At 65.1% G+C, this 19,530-nt stretch carries 22 protein-coding genes, 1 tRNA gene and 1 pseudogene; 20 read left to right on the forward strand and 4 right to left on the reverse strand.

The annotated features are described in order from the left end of the window. Window positions 1-22: 22 nt before the first annotated feature. The 11 genes from ACTIIH_RS09215 to ACTIIH_RS09265 all read left to right on the forward strand — a co-directional run bounded on the left by ACTIIH_RS09215 (window position 23) and on the right by ACTIIH_RS09265 (window position 8,749). Window positions 23-340 carry a chorismate mutase gene (locus ACTIIH_RS09215; RefSeq protein WP_025776791.1) on the forward strand — a complete coding sequence of 106 codons (318 nt, stop codon included), beginning with the start codon at window positions 23-25 and terminating at the stop codon, window positions 338-340. Window positions 341-587: 247 nt separating this feature from the next. Further along, complete coding sequence (gene rplU, locus ACTIIH_RS09220; protein ID WP_025776790.1) at window positions 588-896, forward strand: 50S ribosomal protein L21; 309 nt, start codon at window positions 588-590, stop codon at window positions 894-896. Window positions 897-911: 15 nt separating this feature from the next. Beyond that, the gene (gene rpmA, locus ACTIIH_RS09225) at window positions 912-1,163 is read left to right on the forward strand and encodes a 50S ribosomal protein L27 (RefSeq protein WP_025776788.1); all 252 of its coding nucleotides are present in this window, start codon (window positions 912-914) and stop codon (window positions 1,161-1,163) included. Window positions 1,164-1,265: 102 nt separating this feature from the next. Next, complete coding sequence (gene obgE / locus ACTIIH_RS09230) at window positions 1,266-2,831, forward strand: GTPase ObgE (RefSeq protein ID WP_441451524.1); 1,566 nt, start codon at window positions 1,266-1,268, stop codon at window positions 2,829-2,831. Then, window positions 2,828-3,994: a glutamate 5-kinase gene (gene proB / locus ACTIIH_RS09235; protein WP_441451525.1), complete on the forward strand. Its 1,167-nt coding sequence runs from the start codon at window positions 2,828-2,830 to the stop codon at window positions 3,992-3,994. Before obgE ends, proB begins: the two co-directional genes overlap by 4 nt. Before the next feature lie 3 nt (window positions 3,995-3,997). Then, on the forward strand, window positions 3,998-5,284 hold the full coding sequence (locus tag ACTIIH_RS09240; protein ID WP_441451526.1) for a glutamate-5-semialdehyde dehydrogenase: 1,287 nt from the start codon (window positions 3,998-4,000) through the stop codon (window positions 5,282-5,284). Window positions 5,285-5,458: 174 nt separating this feature from the next. Next, the gene (locus ACTIIH_RS09245) at window positions 5,459-5,620 is read left to right on the forward strand and encodes a hypothetical protein (protein ID WP_155807341.1); all 162 of its coding nucleotides are present in this window, start codon (window positions 5,459-5,461) and stop codon (window positions 5,618-5,620) included. A gap of 1 nt (window position 5,621) precedes the next feature. Continuing rightward, window positions 5,622-6,227, forward strand: a complete 606-nt coding sequence (gene nadD / locus ACTIIH_RS09250; RefSeq protein ID WP_441451527.1) for a nicotinate-nucleotide adenylyltransferase — start codon at window positions 5,622-5,624, stop codon at window positions 6,225-6,227. Next, window positions 6,220-7,725: a hypothetical protein gene (locus tag ACTIIH_RS09255; protein WP_441451528.1), complete on the forward strand. Its 1,506-nt coding sequence runs from the start codon at window positions 6,220-6,222 to the stop codon at window positions 7,723-7,725. Before nadD ends, ACTIIH_RS09255 begins: the two co-directional genes overlap by 8 nt. Window positions 7,726-7,778: 53 nt before the next feature. After that, complete coding sequence (rsfS, locus tag ACTIIH_RS09260; protein ID WP_441451529.1) at window positions 7,779-8,156, forward strand: ribosome silencing factor; 378 nt, start codon at window positions 7,779-7,781, stop codon at window positions 8,154-8,156. Further along, window positions 8,153-8,749 carry a histidine phosphatase family protein gene (locus tag ACTIIH_RS09265; protein WP_441451530.1) on the forward strand — a complete coding sequence of 199 codons (597 nt, stop codon included), beginning with the start codon at window positions 8,153-8,155 and terminating at the stop codon, window positions 8,747-8,749. Before rsfS ends, ACTIIH_RS09265 begins: the two co-directional genes overlap by 4 nt. Window positions 8,750-8,778: 29 nt before the next feature. Here ACTIIH_RS09265 and ACTIIH_RS09270 read toward each other — a convergent pair whose 3' ends face one another. Then, a complete protein-coding gene (locus tag ACTIIH_RS09270; RefSeq protein WP_441451531.1) occupies window positions 8,779-9,918 on the reverse strand; it encodes a glycosyltransferase family 4 protein in 1,140 nt (379 codons plus the stop codon). A 122-nt stretch (window positions 9,919-10,040) separates the two neighbouring features. Here ACTIIH_RS09270 and ACTIIH_RS09275 point away from each other — a divergent pair, with 122 nt between their 5' ends. Genes ACTIIH_RS09275 through ACTIIH_RS09300 form a run of 6 tightly spaced genes read left to right on the forward strand, consistent with a single transcriptional unit; the run spans window position 10,041 to window position 15,942 of the window. After that, complete coding sequence (locus tag ACTIIH_RS09275; protein WP_441451532.1) at window positions 10,041-13,079, forward strand: DUF4040 family protein; 3,039 nt, start codon at window positions 10,041-10,043, stop codon at window positions 13,077-13,079. Continuing rightward, window positions 13,076-13,408 carry a sodium:proton antiporter gene (locus tag ACTIIH_RS09280; RefSeq protein WP_441451533.1) on the forward strand — a complete coding sequence of 111 codons (333 nt, stop codon included), beginning with the start codon at window positions 13,076-13,078 and terminating at the stop codon, window positions 13,406-13,408. Before ACTIIH_RS09275 ends, ACTIIH_RS09280 begins: the two co-directional genes overlap by 4 nt. Further along, the gene (locus ACTIIH_RS09285; protein ID WP_441451534.1) at window positions 13,405-14,922 is read left to right on the forward strand and encodes a monovalent cation/H+ antiporter subunit D family protein; all 1,518 of its coding nucleotides are present in this window, start codon (window positions 13,405-13,407) and stop codon (window positions 14,920-14,922) included. Before ACTIIH_RS09280 ends, ACTIIH_RS09285 begins: the two co-directional genes overlap by 4 nt. After that, the gene (locus ACTIIH_RS09290) at window positions 14,922-15,296 is read left to right on the forward strand and encodes a Na+/H+ antiporter subunit E (RefSeq protein WP_441451535.1); all 375 of its coding nucleotides are present in this window, start codon (window positions 14,922-14,924) and stop codon (window positions 15,294-15,296) included. The genes ACTIIH_RS09285 and ACTIIH_RS09290 overlap by 1 nt, the downstream gene beginning before the upstream one ends. Then, window positions 15,293-15,553 (forward strand): monovalent cation/H+ antiporter complex subunit F, encoded by a 261-nt coding sequence (locus ACTIIH_RS09295; RefSeq protein ID WP_025776775.1) that lies wholly within the window; start codon window positions 15,293-15,295, stop codon window positions 15,551-15,553. Before ACTIIH_RS09290 ends, ACTIIH_RS09295 begins: the two co-directional genes overlap by 4 nt. Further along, window positions 15,553-15,942 (forward strand): cation:proton antiporter, encoded by a 390-nt coding sequence (locus ACTIIH_RS09300; RefSeq protein WP_441090386.1) that lies wholly within the window; start codon window positions 15,553-15,555, stop codon window positions 15,940-15,942. The genes ACTIIH_RS09295 and ACTIIH_RS09300 overlap by 1 nt, the downstream gene beginning before the upstream one ends. A 45-nt stretch (window positions 15,943-15,987) precedes the next feature. Here the strand turns inward: ACTIIH_RS09300 and ACTIIH_RS09305 are convergent, their stop codons facing one another. Together ACTIIH_RS09305 and ACTIIH_RS09310 are read right to left on the reverse strand one after the other, a co-directional pair. Then, window positions 15,988-16,710, reverse strand: a complete 723-nt coding sequence (locus tag ACTIIH_RS09305; RefSeq protein ID WP_441451536.1) for an alpha-ketoglutarate-dependent dioxygenase AlkB family protein — start codon at window positions 16,708-16,710, stop codon at window positions 15,988-15,990. A gap of 83 nt (window positions 16,711-16,793) precedes the next feature. Continuing rightward, window positions 16,794-18,005 carry an NAD(P)/FAD-dependent oxidoreductase gene (locus ACTIIH_RS09310; RefSeq protein ID WP_441451537.1) on the reverse strand — a complete coding sequence of 404 codons (1,212 nt, stop codon included), beginning with the start codon at window positions 18,003-18,005 and terminating at the stop codon, window positions 16,794-16,796. Window positions 18,006-18,167: 162 nt separating this feature from the next. On the opposite strand from ACTIIH_RS09310, the gene ACTIIH_RS09315 reads away from it, so the two are divergent. The 3 genes and pseudogenes from ACTIIH_RS09315 to ACTIIH_RS09325 all read left to right on the forward strand — a co-directional run. Beyond that, window positions 18,168-18,240, forward strand: a tRNA-Ala gene (locus ACTIIH_RS09315). 117 nt (window positions 18,241-18,357) lie between these two features. Next, window positions 18,358-18,714 carry a DoxX family protein gene (locus ACTIIH_RS09320; protein WP_441451538.1) on the forward strand — a complete coding sequence of 119 codons (357 nt, stop codon included), beginning with the start codon at window positions 18,358-18,360 and terminating at the stop codon, window positions 18,712-18,714. Window positions 18,715-18,918: 204 nt separating this feature from the next. Continuing rightward, window positions 18,919-19,233: pseudogene (locus tag ACTIIH_RS09325) on the forward strand (family 1 glycosylhydrolase); the annotation flags it as partial. Window positions 19,234-19,345: 112 nt separating this feature from the next. Here the strand turns inward: ACTIIH_RS09325 and ACTIIH_RS09330 are convergent. Next, window positions 19,346-19,530 (reverse strand): YdeI/OmpD-associated family protein (locus tag ACTIIH_RS09330; protein WP_441451539.1); only part of this gene is annotated, 185 nt, incomplete at its 5' end.

A 19,530-nucleotide genomic window follows, 5' to 3' on the forward strand; every position in this document is an offset into this window, starting at 1 on the left:
CGGCCATCGATAGACTGGGCGCGTGGATGAGAACAGAGACGACAGAACACGCGCGGTCGAACGGCTGCAGGAGCTGCGGGGCAGCATCGACAATATCGATGCCTCCCTCGTTCATCTCCTCGCCGAGCGCTTCAAACTCACAGAGCGCGTCGGCGAACTCAAGGCCGACCACGGTCTGCCTCCGGCCGACGAGTCCCGGGAGGCCAGGCAGGTCGCCCGGCTGCGGGAGCTCGCCGAGGAGTCCCACCTGGATCCAGAGTTCGCGGAGAAGTTCCTGGCGTTCATCGTCGCCGAGGTCATCCGCCGGCACGAACGCATCGCAGAGGCACGCGAGAGCTGAGTCGCAGAAGCGAGGATCGCGCCCTTTCTGCGGACGAACGAGAGATGGCTCACAATACGCAGATCGTCCGCATGCCGATGGGGCGTGGGTTTGCCGATGCTGTGTGCTCTCGATTAGACTTGACCGTCGGTGCGCGTGACGCGCCACGGCTGGTGATTCCTCTCAATGGGATGTCTGCGGGTTCGTCCCGCGGCAGCCAAGGGACAACCGCCGTTCGTTTGTGTTTTAGCAGAAAGAGGGTTCGAGCATGGTCTATGCCATCGTCCGTGCCGGGGGCCACCAGGAAAAGGTGAGCGTCGGCGATATCATCACAGTCAACCGCATGAAGGCGAAGGCTGGAGACAGCGTCGAACTCGATGCCGTACTTCTTGTCGACGGTGAGACGGTCACGACCGATCCCGACGCTCTGGCGAAGGTCTCGGTCAGCGCTGAGGTCGCCGGTGAACTCCGCGGTCCCAAGATTGTGATCCAGAAGTACAAGAACAAGACCGGGTACAAGAAGCGTCAGGGCCACCGCCAGGACCTCACCCGTCTGAAGATCACGAACATCAAGTAAGAGGAGACTTCTCACATGGCAAGCAAAAAGGGAGTCAGCTCGACCCGCAACGGTCGCGACTCGAACCCACAGTACCTCGGCGTGAAGCGCTTCGGCGGCCAGGCCGTCAAGGCCGGCGAGATCATTGTCCGCCAGCGCGGAACCAAGTTCCATCCCGGAGCCAATGTCGGCCGTGGAGGAGACGATACCCTCTTCGCTCTGACTGCCGGAGCCGTGGAATTCGGCACCCGCAACGGTCGCAAGATCGTCAACATCGTCGGAGCCTGATCCTCCCCGGATCCGTTCCGTCGTCAATATGATCTCTCCCTGAGTCAAGGGAGCATGAAGGGTGAGTCGAACGACTCACCCTTCATCTGATATAAGGACATTATGGCCACCGAGTTCGTAGACCGTGTCACCGTTCATCTCGCCGCAGGCGCAGGTGGGAACGGGTGTGCCTCGATCAGGCGTGAGAAGTTCAAACCGCTCGGCGGACCCGACGGCGCCGACGGCGGCAACGGCGGGAACATCATCTTCCGTGTCGACCGCCAGACCACGACCCTGCTTCCCCTGCACCACCGTCCGCACGTGCGTGCCGATGACGGCGGGATCGGCAAGGGCGACCTGAGACACGGCGCCGACGGAAGAGACCTCATCGTCGACGTTCCCGAAGGCACGGTCGTGAAGAACACCAACGGCGATGTCATCGCCGACCTCGTCGATGACGGAACCGAGTTCACCGCTGCCGCCGGAGGCCGCGGCGGTCTGGGCAATGCGGCACTGGCATCGACGAAGCGCAAGGCGCCCGGCTTCGCGCTCCTCGGCGAGCCCGGACAGACGCTGAGCCTGGTGCTCGAACTCAAGACGATCGCCGATATCGCCCTTGTGGGCTACCCATCGGCGGGCAAGTCGAGCCTCATCGCCGCTCTCTCGGCCGCGAAGCCGAAGATCGCCGACTACCCGTTCACCACGCTCGTGCCCAACCTCGGGGTCGTTGAGGCCGGCGAGACGCGTTACACGGTCGCCGATGTTCCGGGGCTCATCCCCGGAGCATCGGAGGGCAAGGGACTCGGTCTCGAGTTCCTCCGCCACGTCGAACGCTGCGCAGGACTCGTCCATGTCATCGACATGGCCACGTGGGAGCCCGGACGCGATCCCGTCTCCGACCTCACGATCATCGAATCCGAACTCGCCGCCTATGCCGTCGACCTCGACGACGGCAGCGGACTCCTCCCGCTGTCCGAGCGACCGAAGCTCGTGGCACTGAACAAGGTCGACATCCCCGACGGACGTGACCTCGCCGATATCGTCCGCCCCGACCTCGAGGCTGCCGGCTACCGGGTCTTCGAGATCTCCGCTGTCAGCCATGCCGGCCTGCGGGAACTCTCGTTCGCGATGGCCGAACTCGTGCTCGCCGAGCGGGAGCGTCGCGCCGAGCTGGAAGCGACACCGCAGCGCGTCGTCATCCGTCCGAAAGCCGTCGACGATCGCGGATTCGAAGTCCGTTCCGAACGCAGCGCCGAGGGTCCGCTGTTCCGTGTCCTCGGCGACAAGCCTCGGCGATGGGTGCAGCAGACGGACTTCGGCAACGACGAGGCCGTCGGCTACCTCGCCGACCGACTCGAGCACCTCGGTGTCGAAGAGGCCCTGTTCAAAGCAGGTGCCAAACCCGGTGACACGATCGTCGTCGGCGGAGACGATGGAGTCGTCTTCGACTGGGATCCCACGACCGTCGGCGGTGCCGAGCTGCTGGGCTCGCGTGGATCGGACGCTCGACTCGACGAGGAATCGCGAGCCACTCGTAAGGAGCGGAAAGCCGCCTATCACGAGAAGATGGATGCGAAGGCCGCGACTCGGGCGGAGTTCGAACAGCAGCGCCTGGCCGAACGTGCACACCGTGAGGACGCTGACGGTGCACCTGCGACTGAGTCTGCCGAGGGAGCCGGCGAAGAGTGAACGCCGCAGTTCAGACGGACTCCTCCGCGGCGTCCGTCCGTGAAGACATCGCGCGTGCCCGTCGTGTCGTCGTCAAGGTCGGCTCCTCCTCGCTGACGACCATCGACGGCGGACTCGACGAAGCCAAACTCATCGCCCTGACAGATGTGATCGGTGCCCACCGGTCGGCCGGTCACGAAGTCATCCTCGTCTCCTCCGGTGCGATCGCTGCGGGGCTGGAACCCATGGGACTGAGGAAGCGCCCGAGGGATCTGGCCAGCCAGCAGGCGGCCGCCGGGGTCGGCCAGGGACTGCTGATGGCCGCCTATACGCGGGCTCTGGGGCGCTACGACCTCGTTCCCGGTCAGGTGCTGCTGAGCGCCGATGACCTCATCCGCCGCACCCAGTACAAGAACGCCCAGCGTGCGATCGACAAACTCCTGGCCCTGGGTACGCTGCCCATCGTCAATGAGAACGACGCTGTGGCGACCGAAGAGATCCGCTTCGGCGACAACGACCGCCTGGCCGCGCTGGTCGCCCACCTCGCCCACGCCGATGCGCTGGTGCTGCTGTCGGATGTCGACGCGCTCTACTCTGGTCCTCCGGATCAGCCCGGCTCTCGGCTGATCGACCGCGTCCAGGGTCCACGTGACCTCGACGAACTCGCCATCGGCGGCGTCGGGACCGCCGGCACGGGCACCGGAGGAATGGCCACGAAGGTCGAGGCCGCCATCATGGTCGCCGATTCCGGTATTCCGGCCGTGCTGACCTCGGCACCGCAGGCCGCCTCGGCGCTGGCCGGCGAGAATGTCGGCACGTATTTCGCGGTCACACACAAACGGCGGGGCACCCGTCTTCTGTGGCTGCGCCATCTCGCTCGCACCTTCGGCTCGATCACGATCGACCACGGAGCCGAGGCCGCTGTGCTCTCCCGTGGAACCTCCCTGCTCGCGGCCGGTGTCACCGCGTGCAGCGGAGAGTTCGAGGCCGGTGATCCGGTCGAGATCCGCAACCCTGCCGGTGACGTCGTCGCTCGCGGTATGTCGAACTTCTCCTCGGCGGAGCTGCCGCTGATGTTCGGGTCCACGACCGAGGAACTTGGCACCCGTCTGGGAAATGACTACCGTAAAGAGGTCATCCATCGAAACGATCTCGTTCTCACACACGTGAGCGGGGGGAGATAGCCCATGGCAGCAGCCGAGATCCACCCGAAGACCGTGCGCGGGGTCACCCGCATCGTCCGCAATGCCAAGGCCGCGTCGAGTCTGTTGGCGACGACCTCGACCGCGGAGAGGAATGCAGCGCTCGGCGCCATCGCCGACGCTCTGCGCAGCAGCACCGACCGCATCGTCAAAGCCAACGATGCCGATATCGCAGCCGGCGCCGAGAACGGGATGAGCGACGCTCTGCTCGATCGTCTGCGCCTCGACGCCGATCGCATCGCCGCGATCGCCGATTCCGTCGAGGACGTCATCGGCCTGGCTGACTCCGTCGGCGATGTCGTCGTCGGTCGGACTCTGCCCAACGGCATCCGGCTCACCCAGAATCGCGTGCCCCTGGGTGTCATCGGCGCGATCTACGAAGCCCGTCCGAACGTCACCGTCGACATCGCCGTCCTCGCCCTCAAGTCCGGCAATGCCTCGGTCCTGCGCGGCGGGGCGGCGGCCCAGAACTCGAACACGGAGATCGTCTCCATCCTCCGTCGCGCAGTCGAGTCGGCGGGACTGCCGGCCGACTCGATCAGCGGCATCGACCAGTACGGACGCGAGGGTGCGCACGTGCTCATGAACGCCCGCGACTACGTCGATCTGCTCATTCCCCGAGGCGGCGCCGATCTGATCAACATGGTCGTACAGGAATCGATCGTGCCCGTCATCGAAACCGGTGTGGGCAATGTGCACATGTTCATCGACTCCACGGCCACCGTGAAGACCTCCGTCGACCTCGTCCTCAATTCGAAGACGCAGCGTCCCAGCGTGTGCAACTCGCTTGAGACCCTCCTCGTCCATGAGAAAGCCGCGAAGCGTGTGCTGCCGAAGATCCTCGAGCGGCTCGACGGCGCCGGCGTCATCGTTCACGCCGACTCGGACGTCTCAGCAATGGCCCCCGCAGGGATGAAGGTTCGCCGGGTGTCGCGACGCGACTGGGCCAAGGAGTACCTGGGACTGGAGATCGCGATCAAACTCGTCTCCGGGATCGAAGAGGCCATCGACCACATCCGCGCCTACAGCTCCGGCCACACCGAAGTGATCGTGACGAAGGATCTCGACAACGCGGACACCTTCGTCGCCGCCATCGATGCCGCAGCGGTCGGGGTCAACGTCTCCACCCGTTTCACCGACGGGGGAGAACTGGGCTTCGGCGCAGAGGTGGGGATCTCCACCCAGAAGCTGCATGCGCGCGGTCCCATGGGACTCGAACAGCTGACGACGACGAAGTGGGTGATGATGGGCAACGGCCAGGTCCGTTCCTGAATCTCCAGCGATTCCGACACCCGACCAAGCGGTTGGTGACCTCCCGATCAGGGAAGCCGTCGGAAGAGGAAGATGTCATGTCGATGCCGGATTCCTGGGTCGTTCATGAGAAACTGAGAAGGTAATGACGCCGATGCGCTTGTGCGCGTCGGACACTGAGTAAGGAGAATAGACGTGAACGCAGCCATTATGGCCGCCGCAGCCGAGGGCGGGGAACACGCCGCCCACGTCGAGCTGCCGATGGATCCGATCTGGTACGGACTCATCACCCTGGCGATCTTCATCACGATGGGCCTTGTGTCTCGGTCGTGGAAGGGCATCTCGCACCGCCACTGATATGGCAGAGCACAGACGCAGAGTCGGTGTCATGGGCGGCACCTTCGACCCCGTCCACAACGGCCACCTTGTTGCGGCCAGTGAGGTTCAGGCAACCTTCGACCTCGACGAGGTGGTTTTCGTCCCCACGGGACGGCCGTATCAGAAGGACGTCGAAGAGGTCAGCAGCGCCGAGCACCGGTACCTGATGACAGTGATCGCGACGGCATCGAATCCCCGGTTCACCGTCTCTCGAGCCGATGTCGACCGACCGGGCCCGACGTACACGATCGATACGCTGCGGGACCTCGCTCGCAGCTATGGTGCCGATACCGAGTTGTTCTTCATCACCGGCGCGGACGCTTTGGCCCAGATTCTGACGTGGAAGAATGTGGATGAGCTGTTTTCCCTGGCCCACTTCGTCGGGGTCAGTCGGCCCGGGCACGAACTCCATGGTGAAGGACTGCCGGTCGATCGGCTGAGTCTCGTGCAGATCCCTGCACTGGCGATATCGTCCACGGATTGCAGACAACGGGTGATGGAAGGTGCACCCGTCTGGTACCTCGTGCCGGACGGTGTAGTGCAGTACATCGCGAAATACAAGTTGTACAGGAGTGAGAATGGCTGAGGAGCAGTTCACGTCACGTCGAGCACGGCGAGAAGCCGAGCGGCTGGCGGCGGAACAGGCGTTCGAAGCACGAGAGGTTCCTGAGCCGCCGAAGGAGGCTCCGAACTCTCGCGCGGGTCTCCTCAGTCCGCTGCCCCCGAAGAAGCCCGATGCGAAACCCGCTGCCGAGACCAGCGATGAGACCGCCTCGCGTATCGACCCCGATCCTTTGCCGCGGACCAGCCACGAACGCGGTGCCCTGGCATCTGACCACCCGCAGGAGTCGCGGCCCCCGGTCAATGCCGAGGACCGTCTCGACCCGACTCGGACTCCGCTGCCGCACTTCCAGACCCGAGCCGAGAAGAAGCGGTACCTGCGCGAGCACGGACTGTCGCTGAACGGCGATCTGTCCACCGGCGCCATGCCGGTTGTGGCCGACGAGCAGGAACTGGCCGAACGCCAGGCCGCTGCCGAGGGCCGCTTGATCGGTCCGATCCCGGAGGTCCCGGGACCGGAGGCCACACAGTCGGAAGCCACCGGCTCGGACGCCGTCGAGTCAGACGCAGCCGACACGGACGTCGCCGCGGACCCCGCAGATGCCTCGGCAGCGTCGAGCACGGATGCGAATGCCTCGAGCACCGAGCACGAGTCCTATGACACTGCCGGTTTCGGGGGAGACACCGAAGAGGTCGCCGCCCGTGATTTCGAGGCCCCTGTCACTGCTGACTCGGCACCGCGCCCGACGACCGTGGACAGCGAGCCCTACGACGCGCTGTCGATGCCGTACTCGGTCCTCGACGCAGATGCTCCGTCGCTCGGAGACGAGTCCGAGAATGAGAAGCCGGCTGATGCCGCGGACCAGACCGATTCGGCGGATCAGAACGGTTCGGCCGACAAGGCAGACTCGGATGCTGTCGCTGGTGCCGTTCCCGCAGACGAACCTGTTCCCGCAGACGAACCCGTTCCCGCGGACGGGGCGGCTCCCGCGGGAGGGCCGGCTGCGACGCCCGAGGAAGATGTCGCAAGCGAGCCCGAGCCCGCCTCCCGTTCGCGACGGATGCCGATCGTGCAGCCTCCCTCGACGTCCGGAGTGCGCGTCGTCACCGCCGCGTCGGCTCAGGTCCCCGAAGTCGATGATGCGCGCGGGAGCGAAACTCAGCGACAGCAGACCCCGGACTCTGTCCGCAGCGAAGAGTCGCAGACCGGCACGGCGTCCGACGGCGCAGATCAGTCGCCGGGTGACGCAGGCTCCGAGGACGCGGCACGCGCCTTGGCCGCCAACCCGGAGACCCGCCCGATGGACGCAGTGCCCGAAGCCTGGTCGCTGCCGAATGCCGACTACGAAGACGAAGAGACCGAGAATCCTCCCGGCTCACGCATCCGTGCCAGCTCGGTCACCGGTCAGGACGGACAGATCCTCATGGGCGAAGAGCCCTCGAAGATGCCCTATATCGTCCTCGGCGTCGCCGCGTTCTTCGCCTTGGCCCTCATCGTCATCGCCCTCGTCATGTTCCTCTGAGCAGCACACGGGGACACACCACCTGAACAACCGCATCCATGCGAAAGGATCTTGTGAGCGAGATCGCCGAATCCACCCAGTTGCTTCGAACCGCCGCCAAAGCCGCGGACGAGAAGCTCGGAACCGACATCATCGGCCTCGATGTGAGCTCCACGCTCTACATCACCGACGCATTCCTCATCGTCTCGGCCGACAACGAACGCCAGATCGGTGCGATCATCGACGCGGTCGAACAAGAGCTGCAGCTCGTCCACGACCGCACCCCGCTGCGCCGCGAAGGTCGGGGAGGGGACTGGGTGCTGCTCGACTTCGGAGAGATCGTCGTCCATGTCTTCTCCGCCGAACAGCGCGAATACTATGCGCTCGAGCGGCTGTGGAAAGACGTTCCGGTCATCGACCTGCAGCTGCCCGAACCCGGCTCGCGCGAATGACGAAGACGGTTCTGTTCTGGCGTCACGGACAGACAGACTTCAACGTCGCCGGTCGCTTCCAGGGACAGTCCGACGTCCCCCTCAACGACACGGGCCGAGCTCAAGCCGAACAGACCGCCCGGCGCCTCGCCGAACTCGATCCGGAACTCATCGTCTCCTCCGACCTCTCCCGTGCAGCGGTGACCTCCGACAGCCTGGCGAGGCTCGTCAGTCGCGAACCCCTGCGCGACGATCGCCTGCGCGAGACCGCTTTCGGTGAGTGGGAAGGTCGTACCCGCGCCGAGGTGGCCGAAACCTGGCCGGACGAACTCGCCGAATGGGCCTCCGGCGCCGATGTCAGTCCGCCCGGCGGAGAGTCCCGTTCCCAGTCCGGCCGCCGCGTCGCAGATGCCATCTCCGAGATCGTGGGGTCGACCGACGCCGAGACGATCGCCATCGTCGCCCACGGTGCTGTCCTGCGGGCAGCCGCCGAAATCCTGCTGGAGATGAACGGGACCGGCCGGCTCGGCGTCCTCGGCAACTGCGGTCACGGAGAATTCGGATTCGCCGGCGAGAACTGGGTGCTGCGCAGCTGGGGCGCGGCCTCCCGCTGAGACGGCGGGCGGCCCGCGACCCTGCTGACTCAGTTCTCCGTCGTCCGGGTCGCTGCGACGTCCCTGATGAGCCCGACCAGCGAGTCCGCCGATCTCGCCCAATCGAAGGTCTGTGACTGCACCTGTCCGGCCGCGGACTTCCCCGCCCATCCTTCGGCGTGAGTGAGCCGGGTGATCGCCTCGGCGATCGACTGCGGGTCCTCGGGGTCGAAGTATTCGGCCGCCTCGGCGGCGATCTCCCGAAAGATCGGGATGTCCGAGACGGCCACGGGCACGCCTTGAGCCATCGCCTCGATCACGGGCAGCCCGAATCCCTCTTCGCGCGAGGCCGTGACCAGAGCCGTCGATTCGTCGAGCAGGCGCGCATACTCCTCTTCGCTGACTCCTCGGTGGAAGACGACTTTCGCTCGGTCGGGGATGAGGGCCCGCAGCTGAGCTTCCCGACGTCCATCGATGCGGCTGGCGATGTGCAGAGTCCACCCCGGCAGGTGCTCGAGGGCGCGGATGAGGGTCTCAACGTTCTTGTACGGCAGGAATGCGCCCATGTACAGGAGTGTTTTCGCATCGTGCCGGTTCACGGTCCGCGCGGCGGTGGCGGCCACCTCGGCGGCATTGGATACCACCTGCACCGGCCTGCGCGTCAGGTGATGAGCGGCGATGAGGTCCTTCGTCGTCTCGGACACCGCCGCCACGGCGTCGGCTCGGTTGAGCAGCAGCCGCTGCGGGAAGAAACTCAGATGGTACGCCCGCCACAGCAGCCGCACCGGCAAGGGCAGATCGCCGGGCGGCTTGGGGTGGGAGTAGTAGATGAGGTCGTGGATGGTGAGAATGAGCCCGTACCGGCGACCGAAGGAGCCCATCGTCTGCATCGTGGAGAACACGACATCGGCTCCCAGGGCATTGAGCTTTCCGGCGATGGCCACCTCGGCGGGGGAGGCGGGGTCTGACAGCTCGACCCATGCGCAATCGGGCAGCAGCGCCAGCTGGGACCGGTCGCTGATGATGACGGTGACGTCGATCTCCGTGCCTCCGACGGCTTCGAGCAGGGCCGAGAGCAGACACGAACCGTACCGGGAGATCCCGTCGTGGTGATCGGTGCGGGTGAAGCGCGCGTCGAAGAAGACCGACAGCCTCGGGGAGAGGTGACGGCTCTGTGTGCTTTTGCTCATGGAACTCCGAGTCGATAGTCTGATTATTCGAAAGTCTGTGTCTGTCCGAATGCGTATTCTGCGACGAAGGATCAGTGAGTGAAGGAATCATCACCTGTGCCCGCGGCCGTTGAGGCCCGTTCATGATCCTAACGCTGATCGCTCTGGCGGGACTGGTCGTGCTCACCCCGGTCCTCACTCGTTTCGCCGGCCGGGAGAGCGGCTGGCCGCTCGCCACCGCCTATGTGGGCGTGGCAGCTCTGTTCACCCCCACCGCCGCCGAGGTGATGGCCGGGAACAATCCCGAGACGGCCTACCCGTGGATTCCCAGTCTCGGCGTCGACCTGGCTCTGCGAGCCGACGGCATCGGTGTCGTGTTCACCTACATCGCCCTGATCATCGGGGCAGTCGTGTTCATCTATTCGACCCGCTACCTCAGCCCGGGACGGAACACGAGCTTCTACTGGCTGATGGTGATCTTCACGTTCTCCATGGTCGCGCTCGTGCTCACCAACGATGTGCTCGTGCTGTTCGTGTGCTGGGAGCTGACGTCCCTGGCGTCCTTCTTCCTCATCGCCAGGTCCGGATCTCCCGGACAGGCACCGGCCCTGCGGACGATGTTGTTCACCTTCATCGGAGGCCTCAGCCTGCTGGTGGCCACCGGTGTGATCATCGCGGTGACCGGGACGACGAATCTCGCCGAGGCGATCAGCTCCCCGGTGTGGGCCGGCCAGCCCGAGGTCACGACGCTTGTGGCTCTGCTCGTCGGCGTCGCGGCCATGACGAAGTCCGCGCAGTTCCCCTTCCACCCGTGGCTGCCCGATGCGATGGCAGCCGCCACCCCGGTCTCGGCCTATCTGCATGCCGCAGCCGTCGTCAAAGCCGGCATCTTTCTCATGCTGCGGTTCTCACCGACCTTCCACGCCACGCCGGCGTGGAACGTTCTGCTCGTGACGGCGGGACTTCTCACTGCATGTCTTGGCGGCTGGTTCGCACTCAACCAACATGACGTGAAGAAGCTCATGGCCTATTCGACGGTGTCGCAGCTGGGTCTCATCACTGCCGTCATCGGTGTCGGCACCGAGGCCGCCATCGCTGCCGCCACCCTCCACGTCATCGCTCACGCACTGTTCAAGTCCGGTCTGTTCATGATGGTCGGAGTCGTCGACCACCTCGCCGGCACCCGCGACCTCGCGCGGATCCCGAAACTCATGCGGTCCGCTCCGGCGGCGTTCACGGTGATGATCATCGGCTGTGCGTCCATGGCCGGGATTCCGCCGCTGTTGGGATTCGTGTCGAAGGAAGCCATGTTCACGGCGCTCGGAGAGACTCCGGGCGGTCCCTGGGCCGGGTGGGTGGCTCTGCTCGTCGCGGTCGGAGCCTCCGTGCTCACCTTCGCCTACTGTGCGAAGACCGTCTGGGGCAGCTTCATCGACGGGCGCGAACCCGAGTCGGGTGACATCCACCGTGGTTCTCCCGTCATGCTCATCGCGGCGGCGCTGCCGATCCTGGCCTCGATTCCGCTGAGCTTCGTCCTCTTCCTCCTCGACACTCCGCTCGACCATGTGGTGCGGGCGGCAGTGCCGAAGGCCACCGAACACGTACATCTGGCGCTGTGGCACGGAGTCAACATCGAACTGCTCGCCTCGGGACTCATCATCGCCATCGGGGTGGTCCTCATTCTCCGTCGGTCACGCGTCTTCGTCTTCTTCCACAAGGCCACGCTGCCGTTCGACGGGGCCGATGTCATCGACTCGCTGACGGCGGGCCTCGAACGTCTGGGACACGGACTTGCCGCCTTCGTCCGCCCGATGAACTCCGGACCCTATCTGGCGATGTCGTTGGGCGGTCTGAGCGTGCTCGCCTTCGGCTCGATTCCCGTCGTCTTCGCCGACTTGCCGCCGCTGCAGCAGAATCTCAGCCGTCCGGTGGACGTCATCCTGCTCGTCCTCATCACCGTGGCAGTCCTCGTCCTGTGCACCTCGCATTCGCGTCTGACGACCGTTGTGGCGCTGTCTGCCATCGGCATCCTCGCCACCGTGCAGATCCTGGCTCTCGGCGCCCCCGACGTCACCCTGACCCAGCTGCTCGTCGAAGCGATGACGATCATCGTCATCATGCTCGTGCTCCAGAAACTTCCCCGTTCGTTCTGGAAGTACCCGAAGCGCAAACAGACTCCGCGCCTTGTCTTTGCGGTCATCGTCGGTGCCAGCGCGGCCGGACTCACCCTGGTGCTCAACGGCCGGCGGGAACGTTCCGACCTCGGTCTGTACTATCTCGACAAGGCTCCGGAGATCAGCGGCGGAAACAACATCGTCAACACGATCCTCGTCGAATTCCGTGCCCTCGATACCCTTGGTGAGCTGACCGTCCTCGGCATGGCCGGAATCGCGATCGTCGCTGTGATGTCGACGGTCAAAGACAAGTTCATCGACCCGCCGGCCGAGAACATCCCGGAACCGCCGCGGCCTCCGTGGGTGTCCATCCGCCCCAAGGGCACCACTGCGTACCGCGGCGTCCACGAGGCGTGGCCGAACGTCATCCCGCTGCAGCTGACGCTGAAGGTCCTCGGTCCGCTGCTGGCGGTGACCTCACTGCTGATCTTCTGGCGTGGTCACAATTCCCCGGGCGGCGGATTCATCGCCGCGCTCGTCGGTTCAGCCGTCATCGGCTTGGCCTACCTGTCGACGCCGAAGGATCGTGCGATCGGTCCGCCGCGGGCACCCCTGTACCTCATCGGCTCCGGCGTCGCCACGGCAGTGGTCACCGGCATCATCGGTCTCCTGTTCGCCGGTTCGTTCCTCCACCCGATGCACGCCGAGTTCGCCGGTCAGCATTGGACGACGTCGATGCTCTTCGATGTCGGCGTCTACCTGGCGGTGCTCGGACTCATGCTGCTCTCGTTCAACCTCCTCGGCGTCTCGGACTCCGCGGCGACTCCGGCCGGTGACGACGTGCTCACCAACGGCATCATCCGACGCGACGTCGAACGCACCCGCGAACGTGCCGATGAGCTGCTCTACGGTGAGCTGAGCGGTCCGATGGAGGCAATCCGCGGGGAACGCCCCGAACGCAGCCGCCGTCGCGGCGCTGAGGATTCCGAGGAAGCGAAGGTGCGGGCGAACTCGACGCATATCCTCCGCGGGGACTCACCGGCCGGCGGAGATGGGGAGGAAGCATGATCCTGGCACTGACGATCGGCGTCCTCACTGCCGGAGGCGTCTACCTCATGATGCAGCGCTCCATGGTGCGGGGAGTCTTCGGACTCACCCTCATCTCCCACGCAGCGAACTTCATCCTGCTCTCGGCCGGTGTCGGCGCCTGGAGAGGCGAACCTCTGGCCGGGCGCGGTTCCCTTGCCGAAGCGGCCGACCCGCTGCCTCAGGCATTCGTCCTCACCGCCATCGTCATCACTTTGGCGGTGACGATCTTCATGCTCGCTCTGGCCGTGCTCGGCCATGACGACGACCAGAAACGCAGCCCCGAGACGGGGGAGGAGCGCGACTCATGAATTCAGCCCTGCTCCTCCTGCTCATCGGCCTCCCGCTCCTGGCCTCCGCGTTGAGTGTGCTCATCACCTCACGCACCTTCGACCGACTGCTCCTGCTCGCTGTTCCCGTGTTCGTCGGCGGCAGCGGGATCGGGCTCCTCGGCCTGCACGGCTCGACCCCGGTGATCGCCCATTCCGTCGGCGACTATGTGCCCGGTCTGGCGATCGTGTTCGTCTCGGACACGTTCACTGCGCTCATGCTCGTGCTCACCTCACTCGTCGCGTTCGTTAGCAGCCTGTTCCTCATCTCCACCGGAGAGGATCAGTACCGGTTCGTTCCGGCGCTCATCATGATGATGCTCACCGGAGTCTATGGTGCGCTGCTGACCGGTGATCTGTTCAACCTCTTCGTCTTCGTCGAAGTGATGATGCTGCCCGCCTACGCCCTCATCGCCGTCACCGGCACCTGGCGCAGGCTCGGGATCGGACGACTCTATGTGATGGTCAACCTGCTGACCTCGACGATGCTGCTCATCGGCGTCGGATTCGTCTATGGTGCCACCGGCACGGTCAACCTCGCGGTTCTGGCAGGTCAGGGGCATCCGACCGGCCAGGCAGGGATCGCGCTGGGCGTGGTGCTGCTGTCGCTGTTCATCAAGGCCGGCGGCGCGCCCTTCCACGGCTGGCTCGTCCGCAGCTATCCGAACACCTCGGCGGGCATGATGTCGCTGTTCTCCGGGCTGCATTCGAAGGTCGGGCTCTACGCGATCTACCGCATCTACACCACTGTCTACGGTGAACCCGCCCCGTGGGCGACGGTCCTGCTCATCGTCGCGGTGGCGAGCATCCTCATCGGTGCGGTCTCCGGCTTCGGACAGGTGCGGGTGCGCAATGTGCTCGGATTCGAGATGACTGCCGGCGTCGGCCACATCCTCGTCGGCGTCACCCTGCTGACCTCGGCGGCCCTCGGCGCCGGTGCCTTCTACATGATGCACCACATGATCACGATGGCCGGCCTGCTGCTCATCATGGGCGCGGTCGAACAGACCTACGGCACCGGATCCTTCCGCAAGCTGTCCGGGCTCGCCTCCCGCGAGCGATGGGCGACCATCCTCATGATCCTCGGGGTCTTCTCCTTGGTCGGTCTTCCGCCGACCTCGGGCCTGTGGGGCAAGGTCGGACTCATCCGGGCCTCCACGGACACCGGCGGCGGCTTCGGATGGGTCCTTGTCTCAGCCATCGTCGCGGGCGCAGTGATCAGCCTGTTGGCGCTTCAGCGCACCTGGCGCAACACCTTCTGGGGACCGCCGATGCAGACGTACCGTCCGGACTCGGCGGAGACCGGGCGTGCCCCGGCCGAACCGATCATGCGCAGCGTGCGCATCCCCGCCCGTCTGCTGGTGCCGGCGACGATCATGATCGGACTCTCCGTTGCGCTCTTCTGCTTCCCGGAGCCTCTGCTCGACCTCACACTCCGGGGAGCCGAGGGTCTGCTCGATCACAGTGACTATATTGAGGCGGTGATGGCACCGTGATGCGTCTTATCCACGGCATCTTCTACGTCGGCTTCATCGTCCGGGCGATCATCACGGGGTCGGCGACCGTCGTCGCCCGACTCTTCCGCAGCGACTATGCCCAGCCGATGATCGTCGAGCTGCCGATGCGCTGCGCCACCGACCTCGAAGTCACCCTGTTCGCGTCGTCGATCACCATCACGCCCGGCACGCTGGTCACAGCGATCGCGGCCGGCACGTCGACGACCCCGCCGGTGATCTTCGTCCACGCCCTGTTCGAGGAGTCGGAGGAATCCGCTCTCGACGGGCTCATCGACATGGAGTCGCGGCTGCTGTCCATGACCCGTGGACGTGCGCCGGGTCCACACACCGATCTGCAGGGAGGGCATCCATGATCGTCATCGCCGGCATCTGCTCGGTCATCCTCGCCGTCGCTATCATCATCGGCCTCATCCGCGTGCTCACGGCCCGCGATCAGGGTTCACGTGCAGTGGTTTCGGACCTCATCTACTTCTCGGCCATCGCGATCGTCACGATGCTCGGCATCATGGTGGCCTCGTCGATCGTCCTCGACGTGGTCTTCCTGTCCTCCATGGTGGGGATCCTCGCCACGATCGCTCTGTCGCGCATCCTCACGAGGGGGCACCGCTGATGAATGAAGCACTGGCCACGACCCTCGTCGGGATCTTCGGCATCACCGGATCCCTGCTGCTGCTCAGCTCCGCGCTGGCGATGTTCCGTGTTCGCGACGCCCTGTCGCGGATCAACGTGTTCTCGCCGGCTACGGGCCTGGGCATGCCCTTCATCGTCATTGCGGCCTTCATCTTCGACCTCTATTCGTCCGGGTTCTCCTGGTTCTCGCTGATCATGGCCGTCATCGCAGTGTTGTGCCTGATCATCGTGTCCTCGGTCGCGAGCAATACCCTGGCCAGGTCGACGGTGCTGTCAGGACAGCCGGTGTTCCGGAAGACGTCACCCAATCGGCTGGCAACGCCGCCAGAAGGGGTTGTCGACATCGACCCCGAGGCGAAGGACTCCTGATCCGACTCAATCAGTCGGGTCTGCCGGGCGACCGAACGCGTGGGCTCAGTCCCGTCCGGTCGTGCGCATCGTGATGTTGATCCTGCCCCCGCCGAGGTGGTCCAGCCGTCCCGCGGCCGGTGCGGTTCCCGGCTGGATCGACCTGACCCCGTGGTAGGCGAAGCGGGCAGGGCCGCCGAAGACGAAGGCGTCACCCGAGGCCAAGCGCAGATCCTCGAAGGGACGATTGCGGGTCTCCGTGTTCCCGAACCGGAAGAGGCATGTATCGCCCAATGACAGGGAGACGACCGGCGCAGGGTCGAATTCGTCCTTGTCCTGATGCATGCCCATCTTCGCGTGCTCGTCGTAGTAGTTCACGAGAGCTACATCCGGGTGGTAGTCGGCAGGGTCGAAGCCCCACGCGGCGGCGGTACCCGGGGCGAGATCCGGTGCGGCCTCGACGACCGCTGCTGTGGACTGCAGAACCTGGCGGCCCAGACGGGTCATCCAATCGGGGAAGGGCAGCACCACCTTGTCGTTGACGTCGACGGCGCGGCGGTCGTAGCGCCCGGGCTGCCAATGCCAGCCCAGCCCGATCGTCGTGACACTCATCGGATGCCCTGCGATCGTCGTCGCATGGGGAGGAACCGGACCGGACTGCCATTCGGCGTAGCGGGCGATGATCCACTGCTGTGCCTCGGCGGTGAGGAAGCCCGGCACCCAGACCGCGCCGGGGGCGACGATTCTCGGGCGGCGGTCGAAAGCCTCATCGGCGAAGAGCGAATCCATGTCTACCAGGATGCCAGAGCCGAATCGAGAATGATCGCGAGACCCGAGGAGACACGATCGGCGAGTCCCCGAGCCCTTCGGACTCAGAGTTCGCCGACCGGCACCTGTTCGTCGGCCAGCCGATCGGCGCTGACTTCCTTGCCGATGAGGGCGCGGAGCTCGTCGCCGTAGTCCCAGACATTGACGTTCATGGCCGCAGTGACCGTGCCGTCGCGATGCCAGAACACGATGAATTCGCCGCTGGACTTGTCGCCGCGGATGACGACGTCGTCCGCGGGGTCTCCGCGTCCGACGTATTCCATTCCGAGGTCGAACTGGTCGGTGTAGAAGTACGGCTGCCAATCGTAGGCCTTGGTCCCGCCGCTGATCGTCGAGGCCGCTACCTCGGCCTGGCGAACGGCATTGTCCCAGTGCTCGACGCGCAGACGTTCACCGCGCAGAACGTTCTTCGCGTTCGCGATATCGCCGATGGCGAGGATACTGCCGTCGGAGGTGCGCATCTGTTCGTCGACGATCACGCCGTTGTCGGTGGCCAATCCCGCCGAGGAGGCGAGATCGATGGCAGGATCGGCGCCGATTCCGATGACGACGAGATCGGCGGGAACACTTCCGGCGGTCGTCTCGACGCCCTCGACCGCGGAGTCACCGGTGAAAGCTGTCGTGTCCGCGTTCTTGAGGAAGTTCACTCCGTTCTTTCGGTGCAGGTCTTCGAAGTACTCTCCGAGTTCCTGGCCGAGCGTACCGGAGAGCGGGGGAGCATCGGTGTGGAGGATGACCGTGACATCGCAGCCGTGGGACTTCGCTGCGGCCGCAACTTCGAGGCCGATCCAGCCGCCGCCGATGATCGCGACTTCCTTGCCCTCACCGAACTGGGACCGGATGGCCACGGCATCCCCTGCGTCGCGGAGAGTGTGGATATTGCCCAGTTGAGCGCCGGGGACATCGAGAGTTCGGGGCACCGATCCGGTCGCGAGGATCACCTGACCATAGGACAGGTCACCGCCGTCGTCGAGTGTGAGGGTCTGAGCATCTGTGTCGACCGCGGTCACCGAGGTCCCGAAGAACGTCTCGACTTCGTGGGCCGAGTACCAGTCTTCTCCTCGGAGGGCCGAGTCGGCGGGATCCGAACCCTCGATCATCACCTTCTTCGACAGGTCCGGGCGGTAGTACGGAGCCGCGGGATCGCTGCCGACGAGCGCGATCCGAGCGGTGTAACCGGCATCCCGCAGCGATTCGACCACGGTGCCTCCTGCCAGGCCTGCGCCGATGACGACTGTTCCGAATTCTTCTGCCATTGTCGGTCCTTTCGCAGAGGGGACTCTCTGTCGACTGTACTCGCCGACTTCAAGTGGCTCCACCGGGCCCGCCCCAGCTGACACACTGTGCCTCACGAGGTCCCATACCGCTCGTGCGATTTTGATCAAGGGCCGGGGGCAGGCGTAAGCTGAAGCCGAGAAGGGGCTATAGCTCAGTTGGTAGAGCGTCTCGTTCGCAATGAGAAGGTCAGGGGTTCGATTCCCCTTAGCTCCACGCATCTCTCCGTCGACTCGTTCGACGCCGAATATTGCGTTGTGGACCTCATGCAATCGAAGCCGGACGCCGGGTCAGGCGGCGCGTCGAAGCGAGCCGAGTCAGGACGGACGTGGAATGAACACGAAGACGGCGATCATGACCGGCGTCCTGGGCCTTGCCGGGGTTGCCCATTTCGCCCGACCCAGGCTCTTTGACTCCATCGTCCCGCCTCGGTTGGGCAATCCACGTTTCTGGACCTTAGCCAGCGGCGTCGCCGAACTCGGTTGTGCAGGGCTGTTGGCCAACCCGGCCACCCGGAGTCTCGGCGGTGTCGCTTCTGCCGCACTCATGATCGGCGTCTTCCCGGCCAACATCTACACAGTGGTCAAGCAGTGGGACAATCCGAAGGGCCGAGCCATCGCCTGTGCGAGACTGCCATTGCAGATCCCGCTCGTGTGGGCATCGGCGGCGATTGCCGCTGAAGCCGACTGATTCTCCTTCTGGCACACCCGATCCTCCCGGCGCGATCAGACCTGAGCTGACCGTTCGCGACGCCCCCTACGCGCCGCCCGGCGTCCTCGCAGAGCGAAGACCTGGGTGCAAGGTTTCGGAACATCTGTTGCAGGGCCTCACCAACCGTGACATATTCGACTCATGGTGGGGAATCTTCCAGGCAATGTCGAGACTTTGGCCGGAATGCACTTCTCTGCGGCCACAGCTGCCTTCCAGATCGAAGGGGCGCGCAGCGCAGATGGTCGCGGTCGCAGCATGTGGGATGACTTTGTAGACACTCCCGGCAACATCATCGACGGCAGCACGGCCGAACCCGGTCGCGACAGCTGCCACCGCCTCGATGACGACGTTGCGATGCTTGCCGACCTCGGTGTCGACCGGTACCGGTTCTCAATCTCCTGGGCCCGCGTCATTCCCAATGCCGGGACGGACGCCTCGGTGAATTCGGCGGGGCTCGACTACGACGACCGCCTTGTCGACGGACTGCTCGCAGCCGGGATCACACCCGAACCGACTGACGCTGACTGTGCACCCGTCACGTGCCGTGCTGCGGGCTCCGCCGCCGGAGTGACGGGCGCCGGGCGGGTGAGTCGGTCGGACGGTTCCTGGCTCAGGCCCGCCCGAGGAGCTTTCCGCTCTTCGACAGTTCCGGGTCCGTACATGAGGACAGATCGAAGCAGCAGGGACGACGTTTGCCGGACTCGAGCTTCGAGATTGCGACGTCGACACGGCGCGCGCGAGTATCGGCGTTCTTCGTCGCCTTGATCCACCGCACCCATTCCCACCGGGCCATCG

Origin of the sequence: Brevibacterium sp. (assembly GCF_052105255.1) — a bacterium.
Classification (GTDB): domain Bacteria; phylum Actinomycetota; class Actinomycetes; order Actinomycetales; family Brevibacteriaceae; genus Brevibacterium; species Brevibacterium linens_B.

What these genes read in the sequence shown, in the direction of transcription:
- rplU (WP_025776790.1), top strand. Translation starts at nt 588, where the DNA reads ATGGTCTATGCCATCGTCCGTGCCGGGGGCCACCAGGAAAAGGTGAGC.
- rpmA (WP_025776788.1), top strand. Translation starts at nt 912, where the DNA reads ATGGCAAGCAAAAAGGGAGTCAGCTCGACCCGCAACGGTCGCGACTCG.
- obgE (WP_441451524.1), top strand. Translation starts at nt 1,266, where the DNA reads ATGGCCACCGAGTTCGTAGACCGTGTCACCGTTCATCTCGCCGCAGGC.
- ACTIIH_RS09240 (WP_441451526.1), top strand. Translation starts at nt 3,998, where the DNA reads ATGGCAGCAGCCGAGATCCACCCGAAGACCGTGCGCGGGGTCACCCGC.
- nadD (WP_441451527.1), top strand. Translation starts at nt 5,622, where the DNA reads ATGGCAGAGCACAGACGCAGAGTCGGTGTCATGGGCGGCACCTTCGAC.
- ACTIIH_RS09255 (WP_441451528.1), top strand. Translation starts at nt 6,220, where the DNA reads ATGGCTGAGGAGCAGTTCACGTCACGTCGAGCACGGCGAGAAGCCGAG.
- ACTIIH_RS09265 (WP_441451530.1), top strand. Translation starts at nt 8,153, where the DNA reads ATGACGAAGACGGTTCTGTTCTGGCGTCACGGACAGACAGACTTCAAC.
- ACTIIH_RS09270 (WP_441451531.1), bottom strand. Translation starts at nt 9,918, where the DNA reads ATGAGCAAAAGCACACAGAGCCGTCACCTCTCCCCGAGGCTGTCGGTC.
- ACTIIH_RS09275 (WP_441451532.1), top strand. Translation starts at nt 10,041, where the DNA reads ATGATCCTAACGCTGATCGCTCTGGCGGGACTGGTCGTGCTCACCCCG.
- ACTIIH_RS09280 (WP_441451533.1), top strand. Translation starts at nt 13,076, where the DNA reads ATGATCCTGGCACTGACGATCGGCGTCCTCACTGCCGGAGGCGTCTAC.
- ACTIIH_RS09285 (WP_441451534.1), top strand. Translation starts at nt 13,405, where the DNA reads ATGAATTCAGCCCTGCTCCTCCTGCTCATCGGCCTCCCGCTCCTGGCC.
- ACTIIH_RS09290 (WP_441451535.1), top strand. Translation starts at nt 14,922, where the DNA reads ATGCGTCTTATCCACGGCATCTTCTACGTCGGCTTCATCGTCCGGGCG.
- ACTIIH_RS09295 (WP_025776775.1), top strand. Translation starts at nt 15,293, where the DNA reads ATGATCGTCATCGCCGGCATCTGCTCGGTCATCCTCGCCGTCGCTATC.
- ACTIIH_RS09300 (WP_441090386.1), top strand. Translation starts at nt 15,553, where the DNA reads ATGAATGAAGCACTGGCCACGACCCTCGTCGGGATCTTCGGCATCACC.
- ACTIIH_RS09305 (WP_441451536.1), bottom strand. Translation starts at nt 16,710, where the DNA reads ATGGATTCGCTCTTCGCCGATGAGGCTTTCGACCGCCGCCCGAGAATC.
- ACTIIH_RS09310 (WP_441451537.1), bottom strand. Translation starts at nt 18,005, where the DNA reads ATGGCAGAAGAATTCGGAACAGTCGTCATCGGCGCAGGCCTGGCAGGA.
- ACTIIH_RS09320 (WP_441451538.1), top strand. Translation starts at nt 18,358, where the DNA reads ATGAACACGAAGACGGCGATCATGACCGGCGTCCTGGGCCTTGCCGGG.